This window comes from Campylobacterota bacterium (assembly GCA_020633995.1).
GTDB lineage: Bacteria > Babelota > Babeliae > Babelales > RVW-14 > JACKCO01.
Genome location: JACKCO010000003.1, coordinates 1 through 13,117, shown reverse-complemented (window position 1 = coordinate 13,117; position 13,117 = coordinate 1). Strand labels below are relative to the sequence as shown.

The following is a 13,117-nucleotide window of genomic DNA, read 5'->3' as shown; positions in this document are numbered from 1 at the left end:
TACTTTAAAGACAATTTTAAAAGTCATATGCTTGACTTTGTCAACGGTAGCAAAAAAGCTTGAGATAATTCAAGTGTTTGATTTTTGCTGATCAAAATACCTTGAGCAGTATTTTATTCACCATCAGAAAAAAGCATATTAGGAATCTGTTTTTCAATTTCAGAAAATATTTCTAAATTTTCTACATTTGTCAAAATGATGATCATGATATCATCATCAGGGAAAACCATGAACTTTGATAAAAATCCAATTAAAGCCCCTGTATGTTCAACAACCGTTTTATTGTCTTTTTTATCAATAAAACAGCCATAACCATGAGCACGGGTACTGTGTTGACTGAGTGCTGTTTGTTTTGCTGCTAAAATATCAAGACTCGGTTTGGTGATAATCTTTGATGAGAAGAGTGCTTTTAGCCAAATGTGCAGGTCATCTAAACTGACGCATAAGTCCCCATTGCCGATTAACGTTAGTGGGCTTGTGATCAGGGGTGATTTAGTAATATTATTGTTGTTTGAGATGTATCCACGAGCTATTTTGGTAATGTCATCAGTGCTGACGCTGTTAGTGTTGTGCATATTCAATGGATGAAACATATTTTTCATCAAAAAATCATAGTATGGCAGTCCAGAAACTTTTTCAATAATATGAGCTAGCAATAAGTAATTGGTGTTTGAGTATTGATATGATGAGCCCGGTATAAATTCTTGTTGCCATGTGCTTATTTGCCTAATTATGTTGTCTAAATTTTTACAGGAGCAAATATCAGCCCATTTTTTATAATAACAGGGTATGCCAGAAGTATGCGTTAATAAATGGTGTATAGTTACAGATGTAAAATTATGAGCTTCAGGAATGTATTTGCTTATGTTATCGGTTACTTGCAATAATTTTTTATCTTGCAAAAGCATAATAGCGGTTGCTGTGAAAATTTTGGTATTAGATGCTATGGGAAATTGTGTTTTGCTGTTGTTGGCTATTTTAAGCTCTCGATTTTCAAATCCGTAATATTGCTTGAAAATAACTGAATTTTTATGCGAGATAAGTATTGCTCCGCTGAAATCTTTTTTGTTTTGCAAATATTCAGCTATCTTTTTGTTATTGAATGCTGAGGTTGTTTGAATAACAGCGAAAAGAATGAGTAATAGTTTATTCTTCACAAGCATCTAAAAACCAAGACGAAGTCACATGAATAACAAAAAAGCTGGCCTACTGGTAATCTGTTTCAAACAGGCCAGCTTTGATTATTGTAGAACTTCTTTAATAGCATTAATAATTCGTTTGTCTCTGGTCATCATACAGGCTGTTTCTAGAGTATCTTTGCGCATACTACTAGCCCTCTCATTTAGAAGGGCTTCCACCAATTCAGCATTACCTCTGTATACAGTACTCATAAAAGCATCTTCCAAGCCCTTGCTGTCTTGAGCCGTGCCTTTAGCCATAAGAATTTTTACAGTTTCAACATAGCCTTTGTCTATAGCAAAAAAGAGTGCTGTTAAACCGAACGCGTCCGTAGCGTTAACATCTGCGCCTGCATCTATGAGAATACGAACAATTTCGGTATAGCCTTTTTCCGCAGCTTTATTAAGAGCAGGATTATTATTCCCATCCCTAGTATTAACGTTAGCGCCCGCATCAATATGAGCTTTAACAGCTTTGGCATCGCCATTTACTATGGCACTCATGAGTGCATCGTCTAAAGCTACGGTAGATCCTTTAAACAGTGCAATAATTTTTTTATGTTTTTCACGTTTAGCAAGTTCCAAAGCTGTAGCGCCCCATATATTTCTAATGTTAGGATCAGCATTATTGGCAAGAAGTAATTTGACGATATCTGTATGGCCTTGGCTAGAGGCTTGGTGTAAAGCGGTAGTGGATGTTGCACTCGTTTCAATATTAGGATTGGCACCTTTAGAAAGAAGCAGCTTGACAATGTTTGTATGGCCTTGGCCAGAAGCTTCTATCAAAGCCGTAGTGGATGTTATGCAACTCTGGGCGTCAGGATCACCTTTAACGTTAGGATCGGCGCCATTAGCAAGAAGCAACTCTACTATATCTTGATAGCCATTTTTAGCGGCTTCTATCAAAGCATATCCAAGGCTAAGCCTAAGTAGATCACTATTTTTAGAAGGTGTATCAAGTAGTAGTTTTACAATTTTTTTATGGTTTCCTTTTACGGCTTCTCTTAAAGCTGTATTATCACCCCAGCGACTTCTAACATGAGGACAAGCGCCCTTATTAAGAAGCAATGCAACCATATCTTTATTACCATTTCTACTAGCATACATCAATGCTGTCATGCCGGATAGTTGACCTACTTCGTTAATCTTGACTCCGGAATCATTTAAAGCGATTTTCAGATCCTTCAAACTACCTTTTTCAGCTGTTTGTATTAATTTTGAATCAGATCTGTCGAATTTTTTAATACATTTTGCCAGTCGAAGCTCAGCATCGGTATATGCAAAGCTTGTATCAACGAGCAGCAATCCTACAATCATTAATGAAGTAATATTTTTTATAGATTTCATTATGAGACCTTCAATCAAGCGTTTATAAATAATAAAATTCTAACTTTTAAAACAAAATTTTATAACTGAATTTATTAGTTATTTACAGAATTTAGGCAGTAAAAAATACGTCTGTGATATACAAAAAACTATTTGAATTATGACACTAGAGTACGCCGATGACGTAAAATGGCGTCCCCAAGGGGATTCGAACCCCTGTTGCAGGAATGAAAATCCTGAGTCCTAGGCCGACTAGACGATGGGGACGTACAATTTCAAAAGAATGGTGAGCCGCGTAGGACTCGAACCTACGACCCACAGCTTAAAAGGCTGTTGCTCTACCGACTGAGCTAGCGGCTCGCTCACCATGTGAAGAAATTTATAGGATTGGCCGAGCTTTGTCAACAAAAAAAGGAGAAAAAAGATAAAGATTTGTTTGAGTTCTAGGTAGTATTGAAAGCACAAGGTTGTGGATAAAGCTTACTAGCCTATCTATTGTAGTATTTTACTGCAAATAAAGCAGTAAATTAGCACACCAAGTACGTCCATAAGGGTTGCTAAAAAAGGTGCAGCAGAGTGGGCTGGGTCAAAATCGAAACGTTCAAGTAGGATAGGTATTAGGGTCCCTAGGGTCATTGATGTGATGACAATAAGGAATAAAGAGAAACTAACAGTTAAAGCGCCTAATAGATTGTTGTATGCCCAATAAACACGGCCAAAGCTTACAAATACAAGAAGTGAGGCAATAACTAAAGACATGCCAAACTCACGTCGCAGCACTTGTAATGTATTGCGTCGATTCATTTCGCGTGTGCTAAAACCACGAATGACTAATGTTGCGGATTGGTTGCCAGCATTTCCACCAGTACCAATGAGCATAGTTAGAAATACCGCTATCATGCCATATTTGTTAAGTAGGTCTTGGTATTGTGAGAGAATGAAACTTGAGCAGCTTTGGAATATTAGGAGTAGCACGAGCCAAGCGCTACGTTGTCTGATTAAAGTTGTAACAGGTGTAGCAAAATAACCGTCCTTTGCGGGAGAAAGCCCAGATATTTTATATAAATCTTCTTCGCCTTCTTCTTCGATAATGTCAAAAACATCGTCCCCGGTTATGACACCTAAGAAATGATTTTTTTCGTCTACTACAGGTACATACAGCAAATCATAGTGGCGCATTTGGCTTGCAATTTCTTCTTGGTCTTCGTAAGCATACACCTGAAGCTCGTTGAGATGGATAATTTCTGAAAGGGGGGTTTCTGGTTTATTTAAAACAAGTTGTTCAAGGGTGATATAGCCAATCAAAATATTATTTTTGTTGGTTACATAAATTCGCTCAAAAAGCTCTGTTTGTAGCTCCATACGTTGAAGCAAAGCGATACTTTTTTTAACAGTAAAATTTTCCTGTAACGTGATGACGTCACTGTGCATGTGAGAGCCGGCGGAATTTGGGGGGAAGTTCAGAAGCGAAATAAGCTGGCTACGCTGTTTGGTCTGCAGTAGCTTGAGGTATTTGATTAAATCGTGATCTGATAAATGTTCAAAAAGGTCGATCAAATCATCGGCATGAAGGCCTTTCATGATAAAGGCTGCTTCGTCAGTATTAAATTTTATTAGTAATTCTGCCTGCAGCGTAGAAGGAATTTTTTCAAAAACTACCCCCTGTAAATCACGGGGTAATTTTTTGCAAAGTTTGATTTGCTTGTCGTCGTCCAGCTTGCTGATGATCATGGCAATATCAGCAGGGTGTTGCTGGGTCAGCGTTCTCCAGAGGTCCTTGCCTAGAGGACTATCCTCTTTGAGGATGCTTGAAATATTATCGACAATTTGATTAATAATTTCAGTAATTTTTAACATAGAAGGCCTCGCTCTAGACTAGCCGTTAACGCTGATACTCTCGTGTTTTTGGACGTGATGTTGGTATACAAATGCGATTATAGCACACTTTTTGTTGCTTGCTAAATTTACAACTAATATAAAATTATGTATAATAAAAGACAATTACTTTTTTTGGGTATGGGGCTTTATCCCGCAACCACGGGAAAGTAACCAGTATATGTTTATCTTTAGTTATGGTGAAGTAGTTATGATTAATGGTGCTCAGAAAACACCAAGTTTCATTATTTGTGATCAAGAGCAAGATTCTGGACTTCGTCTGGATAAGTTTTTGCTTGGTAAATTTCCCGACCACTCACGTTCTTATTTGCAAGATTTGATTAAAGAAGGATGCGTTAGTGTCAACAAAAGGATTGTCAGCAAGACGGGTACAACCATCCGACTAAATGATCACGTCACTATTGAGTTTCGTTACTGGCAGCCAAACTCTGAGCCAGCAGACGTTAAATTTGAAATTATTGATGAGCAGCCAGACTTTATCGTGGTTAACAAACCTGCGGGGCTTCTTGTTCACCAAGCTCGAAGTAGCAAAGATGAGGTTTCTTTAGTTAATGGTTTGCTTGCGCGGTACAAGGAATTTAGTGACTTTGATGATCCTGCTCGTCCTGGGATTGTGCATCGCCTTGACAGAGAGACGTCCGGGCTTTTGCTGGTTGCACGTCACCGCAAAGCTCAAACTGACTTGGCAGCCATGTTTAAAGACCGTGCCATGAATAAGACATATGTCACGCTTGTTCACGGAAATCCTCCTCAAGAAGGTAAAATTGATTATCCGATTGGTAGAAATCCAATGCAACCGCAACGTATGTCACATATGGGTTTTGCAAGCAAGCCTGCGTTAACGTACTACAGGGTTCTTGAATATTTTCAAGATTTTGCTTTAGTAGAGGCAAAAATTGTAACTGGTCGGACCCATCAAATTCGTGTTCACATGACTGCGCTGGGACATAGCATCGTAGGTGATGGGCTATACGGTAGCAAATCAAAACTTATTGCTCGTCAGGCATTGCATGCTCAAACGCTTGAGTTTGAATATGGTGGTAAGAAATATCATTATACCTGTCCATTACCACGTGACTTTCAGGCGTTGCTTGGCCGAATGAAAAAAATCTAGCTTTTTCTTTCTCAGTCATTTATACGATAAATAAAAAAGGGAGTTCGTATGAGAATGACGTTTCTTTATGCTGGTATCAGATTTTTAGCGCTTTGTTGTGTTGCAGCGACCGTTGAGCTGGTTTGGATTGGTGTTGTTGCTAGCGATTTTTATAAAACAAATTATGGGCCGTTAATGCGTCCAGCTACCCAGATGGGGGCGCTTCATTGGTTTGCAGCCGTGGCTGTTTGGGTGCTGGTAGTTTCTGGTCAGCTTGTCTTTTTGCTTCCATATCTGAAGAGATGTTCCTGGATTACTTCGTGCATGTATGGACTATTTTGGGGATTGATCACGTATGGGATTTATGCATGTACAAATTTTGCGGTTATGGCCCACTCAAACATTTCATTATTAACAGTAGATATTGTCTGGGGATGTATGTTTAATCTGGGACTTGCGTTGTTGATAAAATATCTATATTGAAACCAATTTAAGTTGCATTTGCACGCTATTGATTCTATATTCACTTGCAGTAATTGTTTATTAGGTAACCTTTTCTGTGAGGGGATTTTATGAAAATGTGCCCGTTTTTAATTGGTTTTGTGGTAGGTATTGTAGGCTTGTGGGCAGCGCTTTATTTTATGTGTGGTGGTTGTCCTGTCAAAAAATGTTGGACCAAATGGTCTTGCAAGACGTGCTTTAAAAAACAGCACTTTTCAGATTATAAATATCCATATAGTCTTCCACAGCTTGATTACGCGTATGACACACTTGAGCCTCACCTTGATGCACCAACCATGGAGTTGCATCATACAAAGCATCATCAGGCTTATGTTAGTAATTTGAATAAAGCACTTGAGCCTCACACTGAGTATCATGGTAAGACACTTGAAGAATTGCTGAGTTCACTTGGCGGCATGCCTGAAGAGCTTGCAAGTAAAGTGCGTGATCATGGTGGCGGACATTTTAATCACTCCCTCTTTTGGAAAGTAATGAGTCCCAATGGAGGTGGGCAGCCATCTGGCGAACTTGCGAGCAAAATTGACAAGGATCTTGGTTCATTTGATGCTCTCAAAGAATCATTTAATAAAGCTGCACAAAGTAGATTTGGTAGTGGTTGGGCATGGCTATGTGTAGACAGCAATGGTAAGCTAGTGGTCAGCTCGACGGGAAATCAAGATGCGACGTTTGAGGATGGACTTTTTCCAATAATGGGACTAGATGTTTGGGAGCACGCCTATTACCTCAAATATCAAAACAAGCGTCCTGATTATATCACCGCATGGTGGAGTGTTATTGACTGGAAACAGGTTGAAAAAAATTATGAACTTGCAAAAGAAGCGTGTGGTTGTAAGTAGCTTTTTTTAATAATAGTATCTTCTAGTTTTAGTCCCCCGAAAGAAAACCCGGGGGACTTTTTTTATATGTCTAAGAGAGTAATGTACCTAGCCCCAGTAGATAAAATGTGGCGGTTATAGCCAGCAAGAGCTGTATTTTTGCATAGCAAAATTTGTGCAATTCACCGTTGAGGTCTTCTTGTACCATTGTTTGATGAAGCCATAAACCAAATGCTACAAGTATGGTTAGTGGCGTTGGTAGAGGATTTTTTTGCTTTTGAATGGTGAAGCCTGCTGCCACATATGATGATGTGATAGCCATTGCTAGCAACGCATGAGTAGCTTTACGGGAAAGATCTTTGCAGTTGAGGTCTGGGGTATTAAGTACTACATTTTGAAGCCCTGTTATAGTCGAGCTAATACCCGGAATGGTGAGCAGGTGCTCAATGCCTGGGCGGTATGTTGACAGATTACCCCCTCTTGCACAAAAGGCGATTGATTCTGAAAGAATCGCAATGAACCCATAGTTTTTGATGTCAGTAAGGAAGTCTTGTAATAAAAGGTATGCCTGCATCATACAATGCCGACAGATACTTTTTCGAGTTTTATTAAATAAATCTACAAAATATTCTATAGTTTTACCTTCTTGCAGCAGTACTAGATCTTGGGGGGAGTAGTGCAGGATGCAGTGTTGAACAGATTCAAGGCCAGTATGTCTGAATTCACAGCATCTTTGGCAATAAATACCATGTGGTTCGTTTGATCGTATGCTCAGGTTATTGATGATCGATCGTGCAGTGAGTGTTACAAGGTCCCCTTTTGTAAATTTTATACGGCACCCCGTGCATACGAGATTAGCTTCAGATGGTACTACGGTGTGAGGGTGCCTGTTGTACTGAGAGAAGGTACACTCTGGGCATTCACTAAAGAGGCTTTCAAGGACATGAGCTGCTTTGTTTAGGGCTTCTTTGGGAGTTGCTTGATAACTGGTATTTGGTAGGAGTGGCGCGCCGTTGAGTATACACTTACGCTTGATTGTCGCGCCTACAGAAGGGTGATCCTTTTTATTTGACTTACGCTTTTCGGCAGATTGAGCATCGGGAATAAAAAGTAGTAAGGAGGTGAGCAAGATTAAACTTCTTGTCATGGTCATGAGTTTTTCTCCTTTTTATTTGTTACGAATTATTTGATTGAATTGCCTATAAAAAAAGGCCCTCCAAACTTGGAGGGCCTTTTTTTATTTAGCTAAGATTAGGAAAGAAGAAATTGAGTTCTTCTCTTGCTGTATCTGGTGCGTCTGAGCCGTGTGTTGCATTTTCGCCAACATTGGCGCCAAACAACTTACGAATTGTATTGTCAGCGGCCTTTGCAGGATCAGTAGCCCCCATCAAGTCTCTCCACGCGGCGATAGCATTTTCTTTTTCAAGAGCCATGACTACAATTGGACCTGATGACATAAAATCAACCAGTTCACCAAAAAAACCGCGATCTTTGTGCACCGCATAAAATGCTTCAGCGTCTTTACGTTGCAGATGCATTTTTTTCATTTCGATAATGTTAAAGCCCTCTTGTTCTATACGGTCGATGATTTTGCCAGTATTTTTAGCTTTAACCGCATCAGGCTTAATAATTGCAAGTGTATTTTCCATCATTATTCTTCGTCTTTCTTTTCAGAATCAGCTGGGACGTCGTCTTTCATCTTTGCAGCATGTTCTTCGAGTGCTTGTTGCAATGTGCCACGTACACCTTCACGAGCAGTTGTTTTTGCAGCTGCAGTTTTTTTGACGTCATCCTTTGGAGCTCTTGTCTGTTTAGGCTTAGCAACGATTTCGCTCTCTTGAGCTACCTGCTCACCTTCTGATGTGCGTTGTTGAGCTTTAGGCTCTTTAAGGCTGAGACCAAGCTTGCGTTCTTCAGGGCTGACTTTGATGATTCTAAATGTTGCTTTTTGTCCAACTTTAAGAATGTCTTCTACTTTTGCAATTTCTTTATCTGCAAGTTCTGAGATGTGTGCAAGGCCTTCTATGCCGCTTGGCTCAAGTTTTACAAAAGCGCCGAAGTTAGTAATTTTAGAAACGGTACCTTCAATCATATCGCCAACTTTATAGTCTTGGGCAACCTGTGTCCATGGATTTTGCTCAAGTTGCTTGATGCCCAACGAGACTTTACGATTTTCAGAGTCAATAGCTAAGATGGTTGCTTTTACTGTGTCGCCCTTTTTGTAGCGATCGCTTGGATGTGAAACGTGATCAGTCCATGAAATATCTGAAATATGTACAAGGCCATCAACACCCTCTGCAAGCTGTACGAACAAGCCAAAGTCTGTAATGTTGGTAATTTTACCTTCAATGCTATCGCCAACTTTGAATTGCTCACTAATCGCTTTCCAAGGATCTTCTTTCATTTGCTTGATGCTGAGTGACATTCTGCGATTATCCTTGTCTAGAGCTACAACGAGTGCTTCTATTTCATCACCAACGTTGTAATACTTAGATAAGTTTGCAATGCGCTCAGTCCATGATATTTCTGAAATGTGAACGAGGCCTTCAACACCTTTTTCAACTTCAACAAACAAGCCGTAGTCAGTGACGCTTGAAATGCGACCTTTAACTTTATTGCCGATCGGATACTTCTGGGCAACATTTTCCCAAGGATTTGGGGTTAGTTGCTTCATACCTAGTGAAATCTTTTCATTCTGCTTATCAAATGAAATGACTTTGACACTGATGTTGTCGCCAATTTTAACAAGTTCGGTTGGGTGAGAGATGCGGCCCCACGACATGTCGGTGATATGCAGCAAGCCATCGATTCCTCCAACGTCAACAAATACACCGTAGCTGGTAATGTTTTTAACAATACCTTGTACAATCTCACCTTCTTTAATGCACTCGAGTGCTTTCTTGCGATCTTCAAAGCGTTGCTCTTCAAGATACTTTCTGCGTGAAATTATAACGTTGCCACGTTTCTTGTTGATTTTTAGGATTTTGCATACAACTTCTTGACCAACAAACTGATCAAAGTCAGTTACGCGTTGTGTGTCAACTTGTGAGCCAGGCAAAAATGCTGGGATGCCAATGTCGACACTTAAACCGCCTTTAACCTTATGTGTAACGATGCCACGAACTGGTTCATCGTTGTTTGCAAGTGTTGCAATTTTTTCCCAAGCTTTGAGTGATTTTGCTTTCTGGTACGAAAGGACAACAGAGCCACTTTCGTCTTCAAGGCGATCCAAAATAACTTCAATATCGTTACCAATACCAAGTTTTTTGATCTCGTAGTCAGAAAACTCGTATGAGGGAATTAAGCCATCAGATTTGTAATCGATACTAACGGTAACACCGTTACCTTCTTTGGATAGTACCTTACCTGTGATGATTTTTCCTACTTGAAATTTTTGACCAAAATCTTCATAGAGTTGGTCGAGTTCAGCTTTTTTGTCATTGCTGAGGTTGAGTTCATTGTCCACCAGCTCTTGCATGAGCAGTGTTTGATACATGATGTTTTTGTTTTTCAACATAAAAAGGTCCTTTGCAGCACGATGTTTGCAGTATGCGAATTTACTGCACTGAAAGCATCGTTCTGGGTAAAAGGGTTAAACTTACTTTGTTTATGCTGTGCATTTTGTATTATTTTGCACCTTCTTCATGTGTTGTCAAAATGCTATTTGCATGCACCATGATAGCAGAAAAAACGTTAAGCAGCAATGGGGCTGTACAAATAAAAAGTGTCGTTAATCAGGCTTGATTTTCCAGAGGATTTTGTTTCTTATGCCACAAGTTTGCCAGAGAGTTTGTAGCGGAATTGATTTGGGCGGGACTTTCCTTTCTGTTTTTTCACCGCTATAAGTTCGCAGGATTGTATGGATTTGCACGATCCTAGATTATCTGCGTATTGAGCGGGTGTGGTTGAAGAGGCGGCATACCCTTCAATAAGAAAGGGAGTGTTGGCGTGAGCTTTTTTGGCTTTTAGGGCGCCTTGGCTTTCTTTTTTTGTCGGGTCATAGTGATGACAGTGGGGCTTGGTACTTTTGTTTTTTGTAACTATTTGTTTTCTTCCGATTTGTAGAGAGATTAGCCTACTGCTTTCTGGCAATTGTTGGGCAATATCAATCAAGAATTGCAGATGGGTGAGCATCTTTTTTTTAATACGTTGTGCCTTGCTCAGGCGTTGCTCTAACTCGGTGTTTTCTTTTTTTATTTTATGAAATGCTGAGAGTTGTGAGCGTAATGGATCTGACTCAGTTTGCTTTTGTGTGAGCAATTCAATTGTTTGATCATGTTGCTTTTTTGTGTTCTTTTTGACGTTGTGTAATACCGTCAGGCCAATGGTCAGTGTTAGTACAAAGCTGGTAGCCCACGGCAGTATCTGGGTATGCCATGAGGGACATAGTAGTTGAAGTAAGTTTTTTTGTTGTGACAAAGAAGAGAGGTAGCCGGGCTTGTCATTTGTCATGATTGGAGTTGTTGTTATGAATTCTAGGTTAAGAGGCGCCTTGCTCAACATAAGTGTTAACTGAAGGGTCAGCAGTTGCATAGCTTTGCTGTGTGTATCAATAAAGACGAAAGTACAGGGGTTGTTGAGTTTGTTTTTGATTATAAAGGTTGAAACATAATCCTTTAGGCTTGTTAGGTTGTAAATTTTCTCATCATAAACTTGAGTATTATTTAAAGGTATTATTTGGTGGTTATGTGTGGTGAGCGACAGTTTGCGTCTGAGTAGGTGATAGATAGCAAGCTTGTCATCAGAGATGGTGATGTACAGGTAAGTTCTATTGCTGAGTGTCTTTATCAAGGAATTGATATAACTGAATATGGCCATCAAAGTTTACAGGTCAAAAGTTTGTACTTTTTGTTTAGGCAATTTTTGTGTTGCTTGTTGTAGTTCGTCTTTTGTTAGGAGTCCGGTTTTTGCGCCTAATTGTGATAAGACTGAAGCGCTGTTTGCGATTCCGGCACGGAGTGCGTCTTCAATGCTTTGCTTGTACATCAAGCTTGCAACAAAAGCTGATCCAAACGAGTCTCCTGCCCCGACAGAGTCTACTACATCAATCTCAAGGCTTGGGCAGAAAAAAACTGTTTTTTCTGCTGCTACATAAACCCCATTGCAGCCATTGGTTATGACAACTATTTTGGGGCCAAAGTTCATGACTTGCTTGAAAAATTTGTGTGTGCTAAAGCAAAAGTCTTCATATAAAAGTGGCTGTGTAACAAGATAGGGCTCGTTTCTATTTTGATCGGAGTAACTCGATGGACGAGGATGGGAGCTTTCTAGGGCCTGTTTGTATGAGTTGTCAGTTTCGGTTAGCGCGAGCATGAAAAGTTTTGCTTCAACACCGTTCATGATGAGTATGTCAATATTTGTAAGTGAGTCTTTAAGGGTAAATAGACCATATTTTAATTGGCTTGTTCCTGGATTTATGGCTATGGGAACATTATGTTGTTTGGCGAATGTACAAATTTCAGGAAGCAGCTTTGCTGATTCATTGCTTAAAGAGGTAATGTAGAGTTGGGTGCATTCTTTTAAGTAGTCCTTAGGGATATCACTTAGTTTTAAAAAACTGTTTGCTCCACGATGTGCAAAGATTGTACGTTCACCTTGTTGTGAGTTAATAATGAATGAGCGTCCCGTTGTATATTGGTCGGAAATACAGATAAACTCTGAAGAGACATTTTCTTCTTCTAATGTCTGGGTTATCTTTTTGCCGTCATAATCATTACCTAAACAGCAGAAAGCGGCTACATCAAACCCGAGGCGAGCAAATGAGACCGCTGAGTTGGTTCCACCGCCACCCGTATGGTATGCAATGTTATCAACTTCTATTTTTTGTCCGGATTCAAAAAGCATATAATGACGACGTTCTGTTTCCCTGCTGATTGTCATGATGTCGGTGCCCTCACATTCCAGAAAAAGGTCTCGCGTTGCTCCACCGATTGTTAGAACTTTCATAGTTTTTCTTTCTAAAGTTTTAATAAAAATAATGTTTCTTCTATGTGTAGCATAAAGGTGTATCATTGATAAACGATTTTTTGGATTTGCTTTACTAGAGGCTATTATGGAGTTACCCATACTGAGCTTTTTGATTTTCAGTGAGGACTAAAATGTATGTATTTAAGGGAAAGATGTAAGAAATTTTAAAAAAGTTTAAATTGGGTATTGTAATTTCCAAAATATGGGTGTATCATTTATCCCATGTTCAGCAAATGAGAGGCGAAAAAATTAAATTATCTTTGAAATATATGGAAAATTCCTGAATAAAGGATCCTAGTCAATTTTAGATATGGAGAGTT

11 protein-coding genes and 2 tRNA genes are annotated in these 13,117 nt (G+C 39.4%); 3 read left to right on the top strand and 10 right to left on the bottom strand.

The genetic code is table 11. From position 1 onward, the window contains the following. Positions 1–113 precede the first annotated feature (113 nt). The 5 genes from H6679_00090 to mgtE form a co-directional block, all read right to left on the bottom strand. Positions 114–1,157, bottom strand: a complete 1,044-nt coding sequence (locus H6679_00090; protein ID MCB9492654.1) for a beta-lactamase family protein — start codon at positions 1,155–1,157, stop codon at positions 114–116. Positions 1,158–1,241: 84 nt separating this feature from the next. Then, positions 1,242–2,525 carry an ankyrin repeat domain-containing protein gene (locus H6679_00085; protein ID MCB9492653.1) on the bottom strand — a complete coding sequence of 428 codons (1,284 nt, stop codon included), beginning with the start codon at positions 2,523–2,525 and terminating at the stop codon, positions 1,242–1,244. A 169-nt stretch (positions 2,526–2,694) separates the two neighbouring features. After that, positions 2,695–2,771: transfer RNA gene (locus H6679_00080), tRNA-Glu, on the bottom strand. 17 nt (positions 2,772–2,788) lie between these two features. Continuing rightward, a tRNA-Lys gene (locus H6679_00075) sits at positions 2,789–2,864 on the bottom strand. 132 nt (positions 2,865–2,996) lie between these two features. Further along, positions 2,997–4,361, bottom strand: coding sequence for a magnesium transporter (gene mgtE / locus H6679_00070; GenBank protein MCB9492652.1), 1,365 nt, complete (start codon positions 4,359–4,361; stop codon positions 2,997–2,999). Positions 4,362–4,560: 199 nt separating this feature from the next. Between mgtE and H6679_00065 the strand changes: the two genes are divergently transcribed. From H6679_00065 to H6679_00055, 3 genes are all read left to right on the top strand, one after another. Next, positions 4,561–5,514, top strand: coding sequence for an RluA family pseudouridine synthase (locus tag H6679_00065; GenBank protein MCB9492651.1), 954 nt, complete (start codon positions 4,561–4,563; stop codon positions 5,512–5,514). Between the two features lie 48 nt (positions 5,515–5,562). Then, positions 5,563–5,976 carry a DUF2177 family protein gene (locus H6679_00060; GenBank protein ID MCB9492650.1) on the top strand — a complete coding sequence of 138 codons (414 nt, stop codon included), beginning with the start codon at positions 5,563–5,565 and terminating at the stop codon, positions 5,974–5,976. A 158-nt stretch (positions 5,977–6,134) separates the two neighbouring features. Then, complete coding sequence (locus H6679_00055; protein ID MCB9492649.1) at positions 6,135–6,851, top strand: superoxide dismutase; 717 nt, start codon at positions 6,135–6,137, stop codon at positions 6,849–6,851. 70 nt (positions 6,852–6,921) lie between these two features. Here the strand turns inward: H6679_00055 and H6679_00050 are convergent, their stop codons facing one another. From H6679_00050 to H6679_00030, 5 genes are all read right to left on the bottom strand, one after another. Further along, positions 6,922–7,983, bottom strand: coding sequence for a hypothetical protein (locus H6679_00050; GenBank protein MCB9492648.1), 1,062 nt, complete (start codon positions 7,981–7,983; stop codon positions 6,922–6,924). Positions 7,984–8,071: 88 nt separating this feature from the next. Continuing rightward, the gene (gene ndk / locus H6679_00045; GenBank protein MCB9492647.1) at positions 8,072–8,479 is read right to left on the bottom strand and encodes a nucleoside-diphosphate kinase; all 408 of its coding nucleotides are present in this window, start codon (positions 8,477–8,479) and stop codon (positions 8,072–8,074) included. A gap of 2 nt (positions 8,480–8,481) precedes the next feature. Further along, the gene (locus tag H6679_00040) at positions 8,482–10,347 is read right to left on the bottom strand and encodes a 30S ribosomal protein S1 (GenBank protein ID MCB9492646.1); all 1,866 of its coding nucleotides are present in this window, start codon (positions 10,345–10,347) and stop codon (positions 8,482–8,484) included. 248 nt (positions 10,348–10,595) lie between these two features. Continuing rightward, positions 10,596–11,621, bottom strand: coding sequence for a hypothetical protein (locus tag H6679_00035; protein ID MCB9492645.1), 1,026 nt, complete (start codon positions 11,619–11,621; stop codon positions 10,596–10,598). 33 nt (positions 11,622–11,654) lie between these two features. Beyond that, a complete protein-coding gene (locus H6679_00030) occupies positions 11,655–12,776 on the bottom strand; it encodes a carbohydrate kinase family protein (GenBank protein ID MCB9492644.1) in 1,122 nt (373 codons plus the stop codon). Positions 12,777–13,117 lie beyond the last annotated feature (341 nt).